Source organism: Kribbella sp. NPDC050459 (assembly GCF_040655315.1).
Lineage (GTDB): Bacteria > Actinomycetota > Actinomycetes > Propionibacteriales > Kribbellaceae > Kribbella.
Genome location: NZ_JBFAJQ010000006.1, coordinates 139,063 through 158,153 on the forward strand (window position 1 = coordinate 139,063; position 19,091 = coordinate 158,153).

The 19,091-nt window shown below is 69.0% G+C and carries 17 protein-coding genes; 12 read left to right on the forward strand and 5 right to left on the reverse strand.

Going from position 1 to position 19,091, the window contains the following annotated elements; genetic code table 11:
• Positions 1 to 17 precede the first annotated feature (17 nt).
• On the reverse strand, positions 18 to 1,541 hold the full coding sequence (locus AB0I12_RS21710) for an MFS transporter (protein WP_359932508.1): 1,524 nt from the start codon (positions 1,539 to 1,541) through the stop codon (positions 18 to 20).
• 124 nt (positions 1,542 to 1,665) lie between these two features.
• Between AB0I12_RS21710 and AB0I12_RS21715 the strand changes: the two genes are divergently transcribed.
• Positions 1,666 to 2,538 (forward strand): LysR substrate-binding domain-containing protein, encoded by an 873-nt coding sequence (locus tag AB0I12_RS21715; protein WP_359932511.1) that lies wholly within the window; start codon positions 1,666 to 1,668, stop codon positions 2,536 to 2,538.
• Between the two features lie 104 nt (positions 2,539 to 2,642).
• Here the strand turns inward: AB0I12_RS21715 and AB0I12_RS21720 are convergent, their stop codons facing one another.
• Positions 2,643 to 3,455 carry a UbiA family prenyltransferase gene (locus tag AB0I12_RS21720; protein WP_359932513.1) on the reverse strand — a complete coding sequence of 271 codons (813 nt, stop codon included), beginning with the start codon at positions 3,453 to 3,455 and terminating at the stop codon, positions 2,643 to 2,645.
• Between the two features lie 18 nt (positions 3,456 to 3,473).
• On the opposite strand from AB0I12_RS21720, the gene AB0I12_RS21725 reads away from it, so the two are divergent.
• The 3 genes from AB0I12_RS21725 to AB0I12_RS21735 are packed head-to-tail and all read left to right on the forward strand — an operon-like array spanning position 3,474 to position 6,063.
• The gene (locus AB0I12_RS21725) at positions 3,474 to 4,520 is read left to right on the forward strand and encodes a type III polyketide synthase (protein ID WP_359932516.1); all 1,047 of its coding nucleotides are present in this window, start codon (positions 3,474 to 3,476) and stop codon (positions 4,518 to 4,520) included.
• Complete coding sequence (locus AB0I12_RS21730) at positions 4,520 to 5,032, forward strand: isoprenylcysteine carboxyl methyltransferase family protein (RefSeq protein ID WP_359932519.1); 513 nt, start codon at positions 4,520 to 4,522, stop codon at positions 5,030 to 5,032. Before AB0I12_RS21725 ends, AB0I12_RS21730 begins: the two co-directional genes overlap by 1 nt.
• Positions 5,033 to 5,037: 5 nt before the next feature.
• Positions 5,038 to 6,063 carry a monooxygenase gene (locus AB0I12_RS21735; protein ID WP_359932522.1) on the forward strand — a complete coding sequence of 342 codons (1,026 nt, stop codon included), beginning with the start codon at positions 5,038 to 5,040 and terminating at the stop codon, positions 6,061 to 6,063.
• Between the two features lie 215 nt (positions 6,064 to 6,278).
• On the opposite strand, the gene AB0I12_RS21740 is transcribed toward AB0I12_RS21735, so the two are convergent.
• Positions 6,279 to 7,817 (reverse strand): helix-turn-helix domain-containing protein, encoded by a 1,539-nt coding sequence (locus AB0I12_RS21740; protein ID WP_359932525.1) that lies wholly within the window; start codon positions 7,815 to 7,817, stop codon positions 6,279 to 6,281.
• A gap of 90 nt (positions 7,818 to 7,907) precedes the next feature.
• Here AB0I12_RS21740 and AB0I12_RS21745 point away from each other — a divergent pair, with 90 nt between their 5' ends.
• The 3 genes from AB0I12_RS21745 (at position 7,908) to AB0I12_RS21755 (ending at position 10,011) form a co-directional block, all read left to right on the forward strand.
• Positions 7,908 to 9,173: an FAD-dependent oxidoreductase gene (locus tag AB0I12_RS21745; protein WP_359932528.1), complete on the forward strand. Its 1,266-nt coding sequence runs from the start codon at positions 7,908 to 7,910 to the stop codon at positions 9,171 to 9,173.
• A 209-nt stretch (positions 9,174 to 9,382) separates the two neighbouring features.
• Complete coding sequence (locus AB0I12_RS21750) at positions 9,383 to 9,778, forward strand: VOC family protein (protein WP_359932531.1); 396 nt, start codon at positions 9,383 to 9,385, stop codon at positions 9,776 to 9,778.
• A 47-nt stretch (positions 9,779 to 9,825) separates the two neighbouring features.
• The gene (locus AB0I12_RS21755; protein WP_359933113.1) at positions 9,826 to 10,011 is read left to right on the forward strand and encodes a hypothetical protein; all 186 of its coding nucleotides are present in this window, start codon (positions 9,826 to 9,828) and stop codon (positions 10,009 to 10,011) included.
• 24 nt (positions 10,012 to 10,035) lie between these two features.
• Here the strand turns inward: AB0I12_RS21755 and trxA are convergent, their stop codons facing one another.
• Both trxA and AB0I12_RS21765 read right to left on the reverse strand, forming a co-directional pair.
• Positions 10,036 to 10,425, reverse strand: a complete 390-nt coding sequence (trxA, locus tag AB0I12_RS21760) for a thioredoxin (protein WP_359932534.1) — start codon at positions 10,423 to 10,425, stop codon at positions 10,036 to 10,038.
• 150 nt (positions 10,426 to 10,575) lie between these two features.
• A complete protein-coding gene (locus AB0I12_RS21765) occupies positions 10,576 to 11,451 on the reverse strand; it encodes an aldo/keto reductase (protein ID WP_359932537.1) in 876 nt (291 codons plus the stop codon).
• 769 nt (positions 11,452 to 12,220) lie between these two features.
• On the opposite strand from AB0I12_RS21765, the gene AB0I12_RS21770 reads away from it, so the two are divergent.
• Genes AB0I12_RS21770 through AB0I12_RS21790 form a run of 5 tightly spaced genes read left to right on the forward strand, consistent with a single transcriptional unit; the run spans position 12,221 to position 19,091 of the window.
• Entirely contained in the window at positions 12,221 to 13,174 is a 954-nt protein-coding gene (locus tag AB0I12_RS21770) for a conjugal transfer protein (RefSeq protein WP_359932540.1), read from the forward strand.
• A 49-nt stretch (positions 13,175 to 13,223) separates the two neighbouring features.
• Positions 13,224 to 13,511 carry a hypothetical protein gene (locus AB0I12_RS21775; RefSeq protein ID WP_359932543.1) on the forward strand — a complete coding sequence of 96 codons (288 nt, stop codon included), beginning with the start codon at positions 13,224 to 13,226 and terminating at the stop codon, positions 13,509 to 13,511.
• Positions 13,511 to 14,074 carry a hypothetical protein gene (locus tag AB0I12_RS21780; protein WP_359932546.1) on the forward strand — a complete coding sequence of 188 codons (564 nt, stop codon included), beginning with the start codon at positions 13,511 to 13,513 and terminating at the stop codon, positions 14,072 to 14,074. Before AB0I12_RS21775 ends, AB0I12_RS21780 begins: the two co-directional genes overlap by 1 nt.
• Positions 14,071 to 17,070: an ATP-binding protein gene (locus AB0I12_RS21785; RefSeq protein ID WP_359932549.1), complete on the forward strand. Its 3,000-nt coding sequence runs from the start codon at positions 14,071 to 14,073 to the stop codon at positions 17,068 to 17,070. The genes AB0I12_RS21780 and AB0I12_RS21785 overlap by 4 nt, the downstream gene beginning before the upstream one ends.
• Positions 17,067 to 19,091 carry a hypothetical protein gene (locus tag AB0I12_RS21790; RefSeq protein WP_359932552.1) on the forward strand — a complete coding sequence of 675 codons (2,025 nt, stop codon included), beginning with the start codon at positions 17,067 to 17,069 and terminating at the stop codon, positions 19,089 to 19,091. Before AB0I12_RS21785 ends, AB0I12_RS21790 begins: the two co-directional genes overlap by 4 nt.

The following is a 19,091-nucleotide window of genomic DNA, read 5'->3' on the forward strand; positions in this document are numbered from 1 at the left end:
AGCCCCGCCCCAGGAGTTCACTGGTGTTGCGGGCGGCGGCGGGTGCGCATCGGGCGTAGATGCGAGTCCATGCGCGCATGTTGCCGACGACCGAGGATGAAGGGGCGCGACGTGCGCGTGATCGGCGTGCTCTTCGGGGCCGACAGTTGGATCTCGGTCTGCTGCAGATTCAGCCGGATCGGGACCTGGTGCCACGGCGACCTGGTCCGTACCAGGACCAGCCGGAGCCGGCCGTCGCGCCGCAGCCGGAGGCCGATCGCGACCGTCGCCACCGCCGGGACCAGACCCGCGAGCATCAGCGCCCACCGGGCACCGAAGTGCTGGGCGAGGTAGCCGACCAGCGGCCCGCCGATCGCGCCGCCCCCGATGAAGACCAGGTTGTAGATCCCGGACACCCGGCCGCGCAGGCCGTCCGGAGTGGTCAGCTGGACCATCGACTGGGCCGCGGTCAGGAACATCAGCGTCGCCATGCCCATCGACGCCAGCACCGGGATGAACGTCCACAGCGACGGCTGGAGGGCGGCCAGTACCTCGGTGATCGTGAGCAGGCAGGCGATGCCGATCAGGTTCCGCAGCCGGCTCGGCCGGACGCGCCGGGCCGAGAGCAGCGCGCCGGCGAGGGCGCCGAACGCGACGACCGAGTTCAGCACGCCGTACCCGGAAGCGCCGGTGTGGAAGACCCGGTCGGCGAACGCGGTCAGCGTCACCGGCAGGCTGATACAGAACATGCCGTAGATCCCGACCAGCGCGATCGCCCAGCGGACGGCCGGCTCGTGGAACGCGTACCGGACGCCGTCGCGCAGCCCGTCCCGGATCCGCATCCCGGCACTCGCCGTGCGCGCGGCGTGGAACCCGGGCATCTCGCTCTCGCGCATCCGCAGCAGCGCGCTGATCGACGCGAAGAACGTGAGTCCGTTGAGCGCGAACGCCCAGCCCGCGCCGATCGTGCCGAGCAGCAGACCGCCGAGCGCCGGGCCGATCAGGCTGCCGAGCTGGAACGTCGACGAGACCATGCTGATCGCGTTCCGGACTGTGTCCCGCGGGACGAGCTCGGTGACGAACGACTGCCGGGTCGGGTTGTCGACCGCGGTCGCCAGACCGAGGACGAAGGCCATCGTGTAGACGTGCCAGACCTGGACGCTGCCGGTGAAGGCGGTCAGCGCGAGCAGGCCGGCGCAGGTGCCCATCGTGATCTGCGTGACGAGCAGGATCTTCCGCTTCGGGAAACGGTCCGCGATCACGCCGCCGTACAGACCGAGCACGAGGGTGGGGAGGAACTGCAGGGCGGTCGTGATGCCGACCGCGGTGGCGCTGCCGGTGAGCGTGAGCACCAGCCAGTCCTGGGCGATGCGCTGGATCCAGCCGCCGGTCGAACTGACCAGCAGTCCGCTGACCAGGAGGCGGAAGTTGCGGACCCGCAATGCGCTGAAGGTGTCCTTGAAGCCCGGGCGGCGCTGCTCCCGGAGCTTGCTGGTGGAGTCGGTGGGGCGGTGCAGATGGAAGTCGGTGGACGGGACGGTGCCGGTGGCCCGGGAGGTCAAGAGCGATCCCTACGCGAGTGAACTGGTCAGGGGAGGACAGGTCCATCCTCAGGGGTGAGTGCTGGATTCCCCCAGCGAATTACTCCTATTAGTCTTATTGCGTCACGTAATGGGAGGTCTATCGATGTACGACCCGGACCAGTTGCGCACGTTCCTGGCGGTGGCGCAGTCGCTCAGCTTCACCCAGGCGGCCGAGCGGCTGGGCATCCGGCAGCCGACCGTGAGTCAACATGTGCGCAAACTCGAGACGGCCGTCGGGCGGCCGCTGTTCGTCCGGGACACCCGCACCGTCACGCTGACCGCGGACGGGGAGGCGATGGCCGGATTCGCGCGGACCATCCTGGCCGCGCACGAGGAGGCCGCCGGGTACTTCACCGGTTCGGAGCTGCGCGGCCGGCTGCGGTTCGGCGTGACCGACGACCTGGCGCTCACGCCGCTGCCGAAGATCCTGCGCGACTTCCGCCAGTTGTACCCGCGGATCGACCTCGAGCTGACCGTCGCCCAGAGCCCGAACCTGCTCCGCCGCGTCGAGTCCGGGCACCTCGACCTCGCCTACGTGAAACACGGCGCCGGCGGCGGCTACGAGCCGAACGGCCGCCTGGTCCGGCGCGACCCGCTGGTCTGGGCCGGGATCGCGGGGACCCGGATCGCCCCCGACGGGCCGGTGCCGCTGGTCGCGTACCAGGCGCCCTCGCTGAGCCGGTCGCTCGGTGTGCAGTCCCTCGAGCAGGCCGGGCGGACCTGCCGGATCACCTGCATCGTGCGCGGCGTCAACGGCGTACTCGCGGCCGTCCGGGCCGGGCTCGGCATCGCGATCTTCGCCCGCTCGCTGATGCCCGCCGACCTGGTCGAGCCCCCGCCGGGCGCCGGGCTGCCCGAGTTGCCGTCCATCGACCTGGTGCTGATCACGAACCCGCGCGCCGCCAAGGAGCCCGCGGAAGCGCTCACCGCCGCGATCCTCGGCAGCAACGCACCACTCAAGCCGGACGCAGGCTGAGACCGGCAGCTCGACAGGAGGTGTCCGGCCGGCCGCGCCGCCGCCACGCTCAGCCGACCGCCCGCGGCGCCCCAGTGGACGTATACGTACTGTCGAGCTGCCGGTCAGACGAGGGCGTCGCCGCGGAGGACCAGCGAGATGATGCTGACCGCGGCGATCGCGATCGTGATCAGGAACGGTGCGTTGCGCCAGAGCAGGATCGTGACGAGCAGGGCGGCGACCAGCGCGAGGGCGATCCAGCCGATGACGCCGATCGCGCCGGCCGGGGCGACGACCAGCAGGCCGGTCGCGGCCGCCAGCGGGAGCGGCGCGAGCAGCCGGGCGTAGGAGCCGAGGCGCTGCGGCCAGCCGCGGACACCGGTGGCCAGGTCGTCGGCCAGATCGGGTACGACGTTTGCCAGATGGGCACCGACTCCTAGAAGTGCACCCGCCGCTGTCGCCCACCACGGGGCCCAGACCTGCGCGGTCCCGAGCGTCACGAACGAGGGCAGTGCGCCGAACGCCACGGCGTACGGGAGCCACGAGATCACGGTGGACTTGAGCCCCAGGTTGTACGCCCAGGCGCAGGCGACGAACAGCAGGTGCATCAGTCCGGCCGCGATGCCGTTGGCGAGGGAGAGCGGAACGGTGACGACCAGCATGACGCCCGCACCCACGGCAAGCGTCCGGCGACTCACCAGTCCACGCACCACGGGCTTGTCCCGTCGGTTCACAATGGTGTCGCGGGCGGCATCTATCGCGTCATTGCTCCAGCCGATCGAGAGGTGGCCGGTGAGGATCGTTGCTGCGACGAGGAGACACCCGGCCGGACTTCGCCCGGCCGACCACGCGACGGCGGTGACCAGGGCGGTGACGGCGACGGTCGGCCCCGGATGGCAGGCGAGAGCCAGACCCTCGGCGGTCCGCAGTGCTCTCACCGACGTAACGATGCCACGATGACGCGGATCGCAGCGGTCCGGCCCGCGCTTCCGCCGTACCGCTATCCGCAGTCGGCGCTGACCGACGCGTTCGCCTCGATGTGCCTGGCCGACGGCCGCGGTACGGCGCTGCTCCGCCGGCTGCACGCGAACGCCGGGGTGTCGCACCGGTATCTCGCGCTGCCGCTGGAGCAGTACGCCACGCTCGACGACTTCGGCGCGGCGAACGACGCGTGGATCGCGGCCGCGGTCGACCTCGGCGCCGAAGCGGTCGCGGGAGCGGTCAAGGACGCCGGGCTGACACTCGACGACGTCGACCTGCTGATGTTCACCACGGTGACCGGCGTGGCGGCGCCGTCGATCGACGCACGGGTGGCGGTGCGGCTGGGCTTGCGTGAGGACGTGAAACGACTGCCGTTGTTCGGGCTCGGGTGCGTCGGGGGAGCGGCCGGCATCGCGCGACTGCACGACTACCTGACGGCCTGGCCTTCGCATGTCGCCGTCCTGCTGTCGGTCGAGCTGTGTTCGCTGACGTTGCAGCGCGACGACGCGTCGTTGCCGAACCTCGTCGGCGGGGCGTTGTTCGGGGACGGCGCGGCGGCGGTCGTGATGACGGGATCGGAGCATCCGGCGGCGTCAGGTCCGTCGGTGGTGGCGACGCGTTCGCGGTTGTACCCCGACTCGGAGCGGGTGATGGGGTGGGATGTCGGAGCGGGTGGGTTCCGGATTGTGCTCGGGGCGGACGTGCCCGAAGTGGTCCGGACCTACCTCGGCGGCGACGTGCGGGAGTTCCTCGGCTCGGCCGGGCTGACGGTGCCGGAGATCGGGACATGGGTGAGCCATCCGGGCGGCCCGAAGGTGCTCGAGGCGGTCGCGGAGACGCTGTCGTTACGGCCGGGGGCGCTGGACGTGACCTGGAAGTCGCTCGATGCGGTCGGCAACCTGTCGTCATCCTCGGTGCTGCACGTCCTCGGTGACACCATGAAGCTGGATCCTGCTGGTCCCGGACTGTTGCTGGCGATGGGGCCGGGTTTCTGTTCGGAACTCGTTCTGCTGGAGTGGTGATGTACGGCTGGTACTTGGGTCTGGTGCTGCTGGTCGCGGCCGAGCGCGTCGCGGAGTTGGTGGTGTCGCTGCGCAACGCGCGGTGGAGCTTCGCGCGGGGCGGTGTGGAGTCGGGGCGCGGGCATTACCCGTTCATGGTCGCCTTGCACACGTTGTTGCTGGCGGCGTGCATTGTGGAGGCGATGCACCGGCCGTTCATTCCGTGGCTCGGCTGGACGATGTTCGTGGTGGTGCTGCTGGCGCAGGGGCTGCGGTGGTGGTGCATCGCGGTGCTCGGGCATCAGTGGAACACGCGCGTGATCGTCGTACCAGGTCTCCACCTGGTGGCCCGCGGCCCGTACCGCTGGCTGCGGCACCCGAACTACGTGGCGGTCGTGCTGGAGGGCATCGCGCTCCCGCTGGTCCACACGGCCTGGGTGACGGCGCTGGTGTTCACGGTGCTGAACATCCCGTTGCTGGCCGTGCGGATCCGGACCGAGAACGCGGCCCTGAAATCCGCCCTCGTGCCGTGAACCGAATGCGGCCCGATGTCGATCTGCTGGTTGCCGGCGCCGGGCCGGCCGGCGCTGCCGTCGCCATCCGCGCGGCCCTGGCCGGCCTGTCGGTTGTCGTCGTCGAGCCCCGCTCGGCCCCGATCGACAAGGCCTGCGGCGAAGGCATCGCCCACAGCGCGGTCTCGTACCTGTCCCGCCTCGGCGTGGAACTCACCGGCCGCCCGTTCCACGGAATCCGCTACCTCGACGACGCCCACTCCGTCGACGCCCTGTTCACCGCGGGACCCGGCCTCGGAGTACGCCGCACCACCCTCCACGCCGCCCTCATGTCCCGGCTGGCATCCCTGAACATCCCCGTCATCCCCACCCGGATGGGCCCGATCACCCAAACGCCGGACTTGGTAACCGCCGGCGGCCTGACCGCCCGCTACTTGGCAGCCGCGGACGGCCTCCACTCACCTATCCGCCGCCAGTTCGAGTTGTGTGGTGATAGTTCGGGAGAGGTACGCCGCGGTCTGCGGCAGCATTTCCAGGTCTCGCCCTGGACCGATCTCGTCGAGGTCTACTGGTCAAAGCTGGGCGAGGCCTACGTGACACCTGTGGCCGACGACCTCGTCGGCGTAGCCATCCTCACCTCGGCCCGCGGCACCTTCGACTCGCACCTCGACGCCTTCCCGGCCCTGAAGCGTCGCCTGGGCGGCGCCCCGGCAGCAAGTGCTGTGATGGGTGCCGGCCCGCTGCGCCAACGCGTCCGCGCCCGTACCGCCGGCCGGGTCCTGCTCGTGGGTGACGCCGCCGGGTACGTCGACGCGCTGACCGGCGAAGGTATCGCCGTCGCGCTCCGGACCTCCGCCGAACTCGTCGACTGCCTCCGCGCCGACCGCCCGCAGGACTACGAGGCCGCCTGGCGCCGTGTCTCCTGGGAGTGCCGCCTGCTCACCGCGTCGTTGCTGTGGGCCCGCAACCGCCCGCTCCTCGCGCCGCGCATCGTCCCCGCCGCGGCCACCCTGCCGGGCGTCTACCGCACCATCGTGAACAGGTTGTCCTAGGCAACGTCCGGAAATGCCGCGGGGCCCGGCGATCGCTCAGACAACCGCCGGGCCCACGGGTGGCCCGAGCTTCCTGGTGAAAAGCTCGGACCCGCAGCCTTTCCGGCCTCCTGGTGAAAGGTCGGACCTGCTGACAAGGAAGACTCTGTCAGGCGGATGTTGCCCAGCAGTTGCCGGAATATGAAGCCTTGTTACATGGACCTGTGGCGTAGATCTCAGTGTTCTGTGCGCACGGCGGCGATCTGCAACTGCAAGGCCAACCGCTCCCGCGGATCCGACAGGTCCAGCGCGGCGATCTCCCCGATTCGTTTCATCCGGTGCCGTAACGTGTTGGTGTGCAGGTGCAGTTCCCGCGCCGCCCGCTGCGGCTGCCCCGGAAAGTCCAGCCACGCCTGCAACGTTTCCACGTAGCCCGTGTCGTGCTCGATGTCGTGGCGCAGCAGCGTGGCGAGCGGACCATCCATCTTGGTGGTATCAAGCGACGTCACCGCGCGGTGCACCGTCAGCACGTGCCACGCCTCCTCGACCCGCAACGCCGGCCCCGGTGCGACACCCCGCCGTACCAGTCCCAGCAGCTCGACAGCCTCGGCCCGTGAGCTCGGCAGATCGGCCGGACCGCGCGCGGGACCGCCCGCCGCGGCGTACGTGCCTGGTGCTTGCTCCAGCACGAGTTTCTGCAGCCAGTTCCAGGACCCTGGCCCGTCAGAGTCCGTGACGACGGCGAGCACGGTCCCGTCGAGGTCAGCCAGCTGCGGCTCGCTCCACCCGTGCCGACGACCGGTCGACTCCCACAGGTCCAGCTGCTGCGGTACGTCGTACCCGTCGGGCGACCCCAGCGCGACAACCCGCCACGGCTGCGGCGGGAGCCGTACGTCGATCGGGTTGTCCGGCGAGAACTGCCGCAGGATCGTCCGCAGCCGGTCGATCGCACTCCGCCGCGCCACGTCGGCCTGTGCGCGCAGCCGCAACAAGTGCAACGCGAGGACGGACGCGGCGTTGCTGAGCTCGGTCGTGACCGCATCACTGACCGGACCGTCGACAACGGCCCAGATAGAACCCAGCCACTCACCACCAGCCCGGACCGGTACGACGAGGCGCGGGCGGATGCCGTTCGGTCCGGCTGGCACCAGGAACGGTTCACTGGACCGTGCGAGCCGTCGGAAGATGCCACGGGCCCGGAAATGCGCGATCACCTCGGGCGGCACCCGGCGTCCGACGATGGTCGACACCCGGGCCGGGTCGGTGAAGTCCTGACCGGAGGAGTACGCCAGGACCCTGGACTGGTTGTCCTCGATCGTCACGGGTGCGTCGACGATCGCAGCGGCGGCATCTGCCAGCGCGAAGAGCTCTTGATGGACACCGGCGTCTCCGGCGGCGGGAGAGTCCGGTGCGGCCGCCCGGTCGAGTACGCCGCGGAGCAGCCAGACCACGTGCGCCCAGGTGACGCTCGGCTGCAGTGCGACCAGTGTTATGACTTCCCGCTCCGCCGCGGCGACAACAGTCGGCTCGTGCGCCAACGCCGTACGTAGAACCACTCCGGACGCGTTGCCGGCGGCGCAGCGCTCCACAAGCTCCACAGCGTCCTCTGCGTCGCGCAGACCGAGTCCGAGCACCAGATCGCCTGGCTGACCGGTCGCGGGCTCCTGTGGGTCGGCCAGGAACACGTCCCGGACCTCACTGTCGCCTTTGCCGGGCACCACGACCTCGAACAGCGCAGGACCGACAGCCACGATCAGATCGGAGGAGGAGGTCATGAGGTTATTGTGCGCTGAGCACAGTCATTTGTCGCCGATATGGTGTGATCGCACCATGACAGCCGCTCGTGGCGGCCCCACCATCGATACATGACCACAGCTGGATCCACTCACCTCGTCCCCGATCGCGTCGCCGTCGTCGGCGCGGGCATGGTCGGCCTGGCCACCGCCTGGTTCCTCCAGGAGGCGGGCGTCGAGGTGACCGTGCTCGACCGTGAGGGTGTCGCCGCGGGTGCCTCTTGGGGCAACGCCGGCTGGCTGACCCCCGGTCTGGCCACCCCGCTGCCGGAACCAGCGGTCCTCAAGTACGGCGTCCGTGCGGTGCTGAGCCCCTCCTCGCCGGTGTACGTCCCGCCGACCGCGAGCCCGCGGCTCCTCACGTTCCTCACCCGCTTCGCTCGCAACAGCACCGCCGGCCGCTGGAAGACCGCGATGGACGCGCTGGTCCCGATCAACCGGCAGGCCCTGACCGCCTTCGACTTCCTGGCCGAGGCCGGCGTCGAGGCGCAGACGTACGCGGCCAAGTCGTTCCTGGCGGCCTACCGGACCGTCGAGGAGCGCAAGGTGCTGCTCGAGGAGATCGAGCAGATCCACGCCGCCGGCCAGGGCATCGAGTTCGAGGCGATCAGCGGTGACGACGCCCGCGAGATCGAGCCGTCGCTGTCCGACCAGATCGGTGCCGCGATCCGGCTGCACGGGCAGCGCTTCATCAACCCCGGCGAGTACGTCGGCCTGCTCGCCGACGCGGTGCGCGCCCGCGGCGGGCAGATCATCAGCGGTGTCGACGTGCGCGACATCGTCGACGAGATCCGCGGTGTCCGCCTCGTCACGGGCGACGGCGAGACCGACTCGTTCGACGCGGTCGTGATGGCGACCGGCGCATGGCTCGGCGACCTGGCGCGGCAGTACGGCGTGAAGACCATCGTCCAGGCGGGCCGCGGGTACAGCTTCAGCGTGCCGATGGCCCACGTACCGGCCGGCCCGGTGTACTTCCCGGCGCAACGGATCGCCTGCACGCCGCTGGGGGACCGGCTCCGCGTCGCCGGAATGATGGAGTTCCGCAAGCCCGGGGCGAAGCTCGACCCGCGCCGGATCAACGCGATCGTCGAGGGCGCCCGGCCGCTGCTGCGGGACGCCGACCTGGACGCGCGGACCTTCGAGTGGGTCGGGCCGCGGCCCTGCACCCCGGACGGCCTGCCGCTGATCGGCGCGACCGCGTCGCCGCGGGTCTTCGCCGCCGGCGGGCACGGCATGTGGGGCATCACGCTCGGCCCGATCACCGGGCAGCTGCTGGCCGAGACCATCACCACCGGCCGCACCCCGGAGGAGCTGCGTCCCTTCAACCCGCTCCGCTGACGACCTGGAGGGGCTCCAGCGACGTGGCCCCTCCGTCCCGCTGATCGTGTAGCGCTTTCGGTGACCCTCCTCGGGCAGCCACCTCACCTGCCCGCCACCACCCGGCCACCACGACGCCGCTCCGGTCAGCCCCGAGAGCGGGCCCTGGCAATCTTTCTCCTGCCCAGGGCCCGCTCTTTTCTGTCGGTGGGCTGTGGGACGGTGATGCCATGGTGCTCAGGTGGTACACGGTCGTGATCGATTGCCACGACGTCCGCAAGCAGGCGGCCTGGTGGGCCGAGGCGTTCGGCTGGAAAACGATCATCGAGACCGACGACGAATGTGTGAACGTGCCGGGCTGGCTCGAGCTGGACACCGTCATCGCGTGGGAGCGGATCGGCCCTGGGATGGTGTTCGTGCCGGTGCCTGAGGGCAAGACGGTCAAGAACAGGCTGCACCTCGACTTCGCCCCGCACACCAGTCAGGACCGCGACGCCGAGATCGCCCGCCTCGAAGCTCTGGGCGCTCGGCGCGTGGACGTCGGACAGTCGGACGACTCCACCTGGACCGTCCTCACCGACCCGGAGGGCAACGAGTTCTGCGTCCTCAGCTCTCGCGACTACTGAGCCACATCGTCGCCGAGCCTCATCGCGGCTCCGGCGTTGGCGCCGCGCTGCTCGACGCCGTCGTCACCCACCCGGCGCTCGCCGACGTCCGCAGCCTCGAGTTGGTCTGCCAGCCCGAGCTGTTCCCGTTCTACGCCCGCTGGGGCTTCACCACCGAGGTCGGCACGTCCCACCTGATGCGCCGTACGACCGACCCCCGCCTCGGACACAGCAGATCCGGGAGCTCGAGCTGAGCTCCCGGATCTGGTGGGGTTGTGTCAGTGAGTGTGCGGCTCGGACCCGTGCTCAGCCTCGTGGGCGGCGATCTGGGACTTGACCTCTTCCATGTCGACCGCGCGCAGCTGGCCGATCAGGTCCTCCAGGCTCGCCGCCGGCAGCGCACCCGCCTGCGAGTACAGGACAACGCCGTCGCGGACCGCCATCAGGGTCGGGATGGACCGGATCTGGAAGGCCTGCGCCAGCTCGACCTGAGCCTCGGTGTCGACCTTGCCGAAGGTGATGTCACCGTGCGTCTCGGACGACTTCTCGAACACCGGCCCGAACATCTTGCACGGGCCACACCACTCTGCCCAGAAATCCACCAGCACCAGGCCGTCGCTACCGACCACCTCGTTGAAGTTCTCCTGGGTCAGCTCGACCGTTGCCACTACGACCTCCGAAAGTAGATGAGTACGACGTAGTCAACACCGACCGCCCCCGGACTTGTTCCCGCGCGGCGGCGGCCGCCGTACGGAGATCCCGTACGGCGTACGGCGTGACCGGAATGCGGAGTCTCGTATGTGACCTGGGCCACGTTGTCAGATGGGCATGTCGACGAAGGGTGACGCGTAGTCCTTGACCTCGTCGAGGATCGACGCGGCGGCCTCGGGGGTCAGGTCGGCCCGCTCGCGCTCTGCGACGATCATCTGCTGCAGCAGCCGGGTCTCACCCGCCGTAGCCAGGCCGGTGATCTCCGGATGACCGTTCAGCAGCCAGGCGGTCGCGGCGGTGATGTAGCGCTGCTCGTCGAACGGCCGGTACCACGTGTCGTACGACTTCTGCTCGCCTTCTGCCCAGTTCCGCCGGGCGATCATCTTGATCGTCATCAGTGCGGCGTCCGACGCCTTGACCGCGTCCACGAGGACGGCGTAGTCGGCGGCGTACTGCGGGTCGGTCGACAGCTTGTAGTTGAGCGGCGTGAGCACGCTGTCGAAGTCGAAGCGGCGCAGTCCCTCGGTGTGCACCGCCGGCGCCTGCGCGGTGTGGCCGGTGATCCCGATTGCCCGGACCATGCCTTCGTCCTTGGCCCGGATCGCGGCTTCGAGCGATCCGCCCTTGCCGGTCACGAGATCGAGGTTCTCCAAGTCGCAGACGGCGTGCATCTGGATCAGGTCGACGTGATCGGTCTGTAGCCGCTCGAGCGACCGGTTGATCTCGCTCCAGGCCTCCTCGAACGTCCGGCGGCCGGTCTTGGTGGCGAGGAAGATGCGGTCCCGGATCTCCGGCATCCGGGGGCCGAGGCGCAGCTCGGCGTCGCCGTAGTCGGCGGCCACGTCGAAGTGGTTGAGGCCGGCGTCGAGGGCCTCCTGGATCGACGCGTCGGCGCGATCCTGGTCGACGCCACCGAGCGACGCGGCGCCGTAGATCAGTACCGAGCTCTGGTGGCCGAGCCTGCCCAGTCGGCGAGTTTCCATCCTGGTCCTCCAGGGGTAGCAGGGGTCACTCCGACCTTATGCCCGCGACCGCCGTCGGCAAGCGGTTGTCCACAGCCGAATTTGACCCCGTCGGCGCGGGAGAGTTTTCCACAGGGTGACCATCGGATCGGTTACTATGCGTGATCAGGAGTGCGTTCTTTTATCATGCTCTTCGCACGGATTTTCGAACCTGTCCGCGGCGTGTGGCATGGTGTGCGCTGCCTGGCCGACCTGAGCGGGCATGGGAGAGGAGCTATGACGACGGTACCGAAGGTGTCACTCTTGGCCGGGAACTGTGACGGCGAGGATGGCACTGCCCGCGAGCGGGGTAACAGTATGGCTGCGGGGAGCGATGGACCATCGGGATCCTGGCTTCAGGTCTCCCGGAGGGCGGTTGCTTGCCGTATCCTCCCGGCTACTGTCCGCGTAACTGCTGTCTGAGGGGCGGGTAGGGATGAGTTGGTGGCGAACGGTACTGAATCTGCCGCCAAAAGGTGAGCATTGGTCGGACCAGCGCCGGACCAGGAAGCCGGGTAAAGGACGCCCGCAGAGCACCGCGCCGGAGTGGTGGGCCCACCCCGGCGGGCCGGTGTCACCTACCCCTCGCCAGGCGCAGGGGGTCGCGGCGCAGTACTCCGCTCCGCAGAGCCAGACCCCACCGACCCAGGGCCCGCCGCCCGGCGGCGTGATGGCTCCTCCTCGTCGTCCAGGTCCGCAGCGCCCGTCCGAGACCCCGCAGCAGGAGCCGGGCCGCCGCACACCCGAACGTTTGAAACAGCGTTCGCCGCATGGTTCGCACCCGGCGCCCGGACCGGCCCGCGAGGTGCTGGAGCCCGGGCAGACACCGTGGTCGACCGAGCCGGAGTCCTCGTTCTCCACCTGGGCCCGGCGGTTCTTCCGCGGCCTCGTGGTCGTCGTGCTGCTGCTGGCCGCGATCAGCGGTATCCGCTCCTGGATCGCCCCGAACAAGAAGCCTGAGACGGTCGTCAGCGGACAGAGCAGCTTCCCGGCCGCCGACGCGAGCGCGGTCGCGACGCGGTACGCGATCTCGTACTTGACCTGGGACGAGAACAACCCGGACGCCCGTCCGGCGCAGGTAGGTCTCGACCTGGCCTCCGGTCTGGACAGCCGCGCGGGCTGGAACGGTCGCGGCAAGCAGACCGCCGACGTGGCGTATCCGGGAGAGGTCAAGCCCGACGCCAACGGCGTCACGGCCGTGGTCGACGTCCGGGTCCGCGTCTACACGTTCACCCGGCAGGGCAAGAACTGGGCCGCCGGACCGATCACCTGGGAGCGCATCTCGGTGCCGGTCGCACGGACCACCTCACGGGTGGTGGTCAGCGGGCCGCCGACGTTCGTCCCGGACGAGCGGGCGCCGCTGCCGAGCAACATGCCGGACGCCGGCAAGCCCGACGAGGACCTCACCACGGCGACCGAGAAGGACGCGGAAGCCTTCTTCTCGGCGTATGCGGAGTCCGACAACAAGGTGTCCGCCGTGACCGCGCCTGGCTCGACGATCCGCAGCCTCAACGGTGCGGTGAAGTTCGGCGAACTGAAGGACTGGCAGGTGTACGCCGGCAACGACGACGAGCGGCGGGCGACCGCCGCCGTCACCTGGAACGGCGTGGGTGATACCACGCTGGACCAGACCTACACGCTCACGCTGAGGCGTACTGTCGCCACTGACGGAGCACAGCGATGGCAAGTGGCTGCCGTCGGATGAATCCAGCGACTGGCCATCGGATGACCGAAGCAACAAGGGAGACACCGCAATGATGACGCACGAACTGGCCGCGAGCGTGGTTCAGCTTGCTCTGCCCATGGCTGATCCGAATGTTCCCACCGGCGCGGATTTCAAGGACTGGGTCCTGGTCATCGCGGGGAACATCTTCATCGCCATCCTCGTGCTGCGCGCCATCGGTCACTACTTCAAGCGCGAGTGGGGCGAACTGTTCGGCCATATCGCGGCCGGGGTGCTGGTTGGTGGGCTGATCTACGCCAACAACCAGACGATCAACGTGCTCAAGGGCTTTTGGGGATTGCTCTCCGGGGGTAATTGATGCGCGTCGGCCGTACCCTTACCCACCACTTCGAGATCGAGACCCGGCAGTACGACCTGCTCGGGATCGACCTCGGAGAAGGCGCCCGGCGCCGGATGATCATCTTCGGTGCGGTGGTCATCCTGCTCTGGGTCGCGCTGCTGTTCCCGTTCATCGGCGTACCGCAGAAGCCCACCGTCAGTCTGTACATCGTGCCGCCGTTCGTCATCACCGCGTTCGGCTGGCGGTCCGGCAAGTTCCACGAACGGCGCCGGCGGGTGACCGAGTGGGCGTTGTCGGTCCGGTACGCGTTGCGGGCGCACCGCCCGATCATCGGCCTGGGCGCCCGGGCCGCCGACAAGTCGGAGTACCTGCCCTGGCGGGAACGCATCTCGACCCGGAAGGTGGCCGACCTGGCCAAGGCCCGGGTCACGCCGGAGTGGGAACGCGAGGTCGTGGTTGAGGTCGACCCGAGGGTCCGCGCGGGTGCGGACATCACCGTCAACCAGCGGGCCCGCCTGCTGGGATCTGATTACGTACAACGGGTGAGTCGCAGGACGTCGTCAGGGAAGGGCCGCGAATGAAGATCGCTGACAAGCTCTTGAACCTGGTGGGGGTCGGCCGCGAGCGCGGCTTACCGCCACCTCGTCTTGTTGCTATCGCCGACGGTCTGCTGGTGACCGAGCGCAGCGCCGAGGCATGGTTCCTGATCTCGGTGGCGAACACCGACCTGGCCACCGAGGCCGAGCAGGACGCCGCCCTGGACGCCGCGGTCAGCGCTGCGGCGACCATCCTCGGCGACCGGCTCAGCCACCTGAAGGTGGTCTGGGGCCGGTCGACCGGACAGGACTACATCGACTCGGTCGGCGGCCACTACCGGCTCGGCGACCACGAGGCGTGGGCGCAGACCCGGGCCGACCGGATCGACGAGATGCGGATGCCCGAGCGGTACGTCGCGCTCGGGGTCCATCTCTCCGACCGCGACCCGAGGGCGACGGCCCAGGTCCGCGGCTCGATCAGCGACGCCCTCGGTACGACGTCGTGGCGGGTCAGTGCGCGCGAGCTCGCGCACCTCGACGAGCGGGTGCGCAAGCTCGCTCGTCAGCTCGGCTCGACCGTCTGGCGGGCACACACCGCACCGGCGGAGGTGATCTCCTGGCTGATCAGCCGCGAGATGCACCGCGGCGCGGTCGCAGCTCCGCGCCGTGGACTGATCACCGGCGCCTCACTCGCCCGGCTGACGTCCGGGCGCGTCGTGCCGTACACGGACCACCTGCGGATCTACGACACGCGCGGCCAGGTCGCGGCGTACACGTCCGTCCTGGCGATGACCGACTTCCCCGAGGAGCTCGAGACGCCGGGCGCGGGGGAGTGGCTGCGGACCCTGTCCGAGATCAAGGCGATCGACGACGACGGCGAGGAGATCGACGTCACCGTCGAGGCCTCGGTCCGGTTCCGCGTACTGACGAAGAAAACCGCGCGCCACCTGGTCGACGAGACCCGGAAGAGCGCGAAGGAACAGCGACGCTCGGCCGCCAAGGGCACCGCGGAGGAGACCGCCGACGAGATCGTGGAGACCGAGCGCGTGATGCGCGAGGTCAAGCGCGACATCAACCGGAGCGGTCTGACCCTGGTCGAGGATCACCCACGTCTGCTGGTCAGCGCGGACACCCGCGAAGACCTCGAGGCGTATGTCGACGCGGTCATCGCGCACTATGCGGACCGCGGCATCACTGTCGCCACCGGCGCCGACGAGCAGCGCGACCTGTGGCTGGAGTCCTTGCCGGGCGACCAGTTGCGCGTTCCTGACCTCGGGCACGTGCGGGAGTCGACCGCGTTCTTCGGGTCCTGGTTCTGGGGCGGTGCGTCGATCGGTGACGCCACTGGCCCGGCCATCGGCTATCTGACGGGCTCCACTCCCGGTCTGGTGCGTTTTGACGCCGCGGCCGGTTCTGCGCTCGGTGACGCGACCACGACGCTGTTCCTAGGCCGGTCCGGTCGAGGGAAGACGACTGCCGCGATGATGGGCGGTTTGGACTCGGCGTTCGCCGGTGCGTGGGTGCCGCTGCTGGACCTGAAGGGCGACGCCGCCGGTGTGTCAGCCGTCGCCGCCGAGTACGGCGTACCGACTGCTGTCATCGAGATCACCGCGCAGTTCTCCGGTGCTGCCGACCTGCTGCGGGTGCTGCCCGTCGATGACGCGTTGCTGCAGGCACCTTCCCAGCTGATGCTCCTGCTGCCGCCGCACCTGCGGGGTGCCGCTGAGGCCCCGGTCGTCGCGGCGACACGTGCGGAGATCCAGTCGCCTGACCCCTCCTCGTGGGGCGTCATCCAGCGGCTGTGCAACGCCGAAGAGGAAACCGTACGCACGGTCGGCTTCGCACTGCGCGACCTGGTCGAGACAGGTCTCGGCTCCGTCGTCGCCGGCCCGCCGTCCGGCCTGTCCTCCCTGACCACCAACCCCGGCCTCTGGGTCGTCCAGATGCCCGGCCTGACCCTGCCGTCACCCGAGTCGGCGCCGGAGTCCTGGTCCCCGATCGAACGCGTCGGCATGGCCTGCCTCCGCGGCTGCCTGGCCTGGATGATCCGTACGACGGGCCGCCGCGAGTTCCGCGGCCGCTCCAAGGTCGTCATCGTCCCCGAGGTCCACCTCCTGACGAAGACCCCCGACGGCGCGTCCTTCCTCGACTACATCGCCCGCGTCGGCCGCGCCCTCGGCGCCTCCCTGGTCCTCGATACCCAGGACCCCGCGTCGATCCTCAAACTCCCCGGCCTCGTCGAGCAGATCACCACCCTCTTCGCGTTCAGCCTGCGCTCCCGCGAACAGGTCGACTCCCTCCTGGAACTGCTCGGCCGCCCGCAGACCCCGCCGTACCAAACCCTGGTCCGCGGCATCAACACCGCCGCCAACGGCAAATCCATCCGCCACGGCCACTGCATCATGCGAGACCGCTGGGACGAAGTAGCCACAGTCCAGATCGACATCCCCAGCCAACAAGTAGCAGCCCTCCTCCGCACCACCCCGGAATCCGAACACAAGGCCCAACCGGCCCCGGTCGTCCCCGACTACGAGCCCGAAGACCCGTTCGCCGACGACGAGGAACTCTACGAGCCGGCCTCCTCCGCCCACGCCCAAGCCGAGGCCGCCCACCTGCAGCCCGCACCGCAAGGCATCCCCACCCAACCGACGCCACCGTCCACGGCTCCTACGCCTTCCACGCCGAAGCCGACGCCGATGTCGATCCAGTTGGCACCCGCTGAGACGCGCACACCCGAGCCCGCGCCCACCGCAAAGCCCGCAGCCGCCAACACTCCTGCTCCCCAGCAGACACCACCGCCTGCCGCCGTAGCCCAGCAGAACGGTCATCCCCCCATCCCCAACGGCCAAGACCACAACGAGGACCACAGCCACAGCTACCCCCTCCGCTACGAGTCCCCGATTGGCCCCGACGAGGTCTACGACCAGGAGGCCGACGAGGCCGCCTACAACGAGGCCATGTACCCCGCCTACGACACCAAAGAGCCACCCCCCAACGGCTCCGACCAAAAAACCCCCAGCGGCAAGGAGCACGTCGCATGAGATGGCAGCGCCGCACCCGCACGGCGCTAACCGTCCTCTCCATCTCCCTAATCCTCACCTCCCAACTAGCCCTAGCCGCCGACCCCAACCAAGGCCCCACCAACCCCACGGGGTTCGGCGATCTGCTGCCGACCCCGGACCTGACCCACGGTGATTCGCGGACTCTCTTCGAGGAGTACAGCCCAACGGTCTACGGGCTGGACTTCGAGACGAGCTTCCGCGATCCGATGCAGGCCGTGTTCAACGGGTACGCACACATGGTCATGCTGTACATCGTCGCGATTACCCGCGCCGCGATTTCCGTGGGTTGGTGGCTGTTCTCGTTCACCGACATGAAGCAGTTGACCGACACGGCTTCGTCGGCCATCGGCCTGGTGAACACGCAACTTGCGGGATGGTTGCTGCCGTCCGCCCTGGCATTTGGTGCGATCGCGGCCTACGCGCAGCGTCGGGCCAGCGGTAGCTCGATGAGTCAATTGGTGTGGGTGTTCGCTGCCGGTCTCTTGGCCACGAGCTTTGCCGTCGCGCCGGCGACCTGGTTGCACGGCGTCGACGGGGCACGGCAAATCGGCTCCGACGCGGTCGTGGGGACGTCCACCGAAGTACTCGGAGCAACGCCGAAGGTGCCTATCGCGTGGCCTGACCCCAGCTTCGCTGGCTCGAAACGTGACACCTTGTTGCGCAAGTCCGGTGATGCGACTTGGCGTGCTTTTGCGGCGACTCCGTGGTGTGTTGCCGAGTTCGGCTCTCTCGAAGCGTGTCAGCGTTACGGCAAGGCGATCCTCGACAAAGGAACCGATGGCGACGCTCGTAAGAGCTACATCGACAACGAGATCAGTAGAGCCGAAGGGGGCGGCGATGCGCCCACAGTGAAGTGGGCGAAAGGGGACAATCCCTTCGGTCGCGTCGGAGTTCTGACGCTCGGAGCGATAGCAGCCACTCTCTTCGCGTTCTTGACGATTTCACTGGCGTTCACAGCCCTGATGGCGTTCATCGGTTGCATGATCCTGCTGGTGGTCGGTGTCCTGTTCACCTGCCTGTGGGCTGTTCCCGGCCGGACACGTCAGTGGGGAATGAACTGGTTCGAGGCCCTGCTCGGCTTGGTTCTGCAGTCGATCCTCGCCCTGCTGGTGTTCTCGACAACGCTGGCACTCGTGACAGCGGTCTTCAGCCTGACCGACACCCTTGGATGGCTTCCGGTGAGTGGGCTCGCAATCGCCGTTCTGATCGCGGGGTTCAGGCTTAGGCGGCTCTTCGAGAGCATGAGCTCGATGATGCGACCAGGCACGGGGAGCTTGGTCATGGGAGGTCTTGCTCGCAGGGGCGCTGTCACGGCCGTTCGACGTCTCATGGGCGTCGTAGGCAGCCGTGCCGCGAGCCCAACCGTCGGAGAGCGGGCCTCAAAGGCGGCGTACGACACACAGGTTCAGCGAACCTCCTCTGTCCGCGTCTTCCGGCAAGCACCTGCCCTCGGGACGAGCTATCGTACGATGGCGACGCGGCAGTCGCCTGCTCATGCAATGAGTGCACCAGAACGCCGAGCCATTGAGCCGGCGGGGGCATCCTCGGGATCCGCGGCAGGCCAAGAATCAAAGCTCGCGCGCCTGAAAGACCAAGCGCGCACGTCCAGCGGCGCGCTGCTGGCCGGATCCGCGACGTCGGACGGAGCCTCCTCGCCATTCGGACGGCGCCGAACGATCACGGTCGGCATGTCGTCCGCGCCGTCTGCACGATCCGGCAGAGGAATCGGAGGATCACCATCAGGCGTCGTGGGTGCCGGGTCTTCGAACACCGAAGCCAGGCCTGCTCGGCACGCGAAAGCAGCCAGGAAGGACAGTCGTCCAGCGTCGCACAGCAGGTTCGAACCGCGGATTCATACGCACTCGGCGAGCTTGCGTGACGGGCCTCCCAAGTCGGTTCGCGGCCGTCGAAAGGCACCGGTCAGTGCGGGCCGGCAATACCGCGAGTACTCGAGCGTCACGAAGGACGGCGTGACGGTCATGGTGCCCAACCGCAGGTGA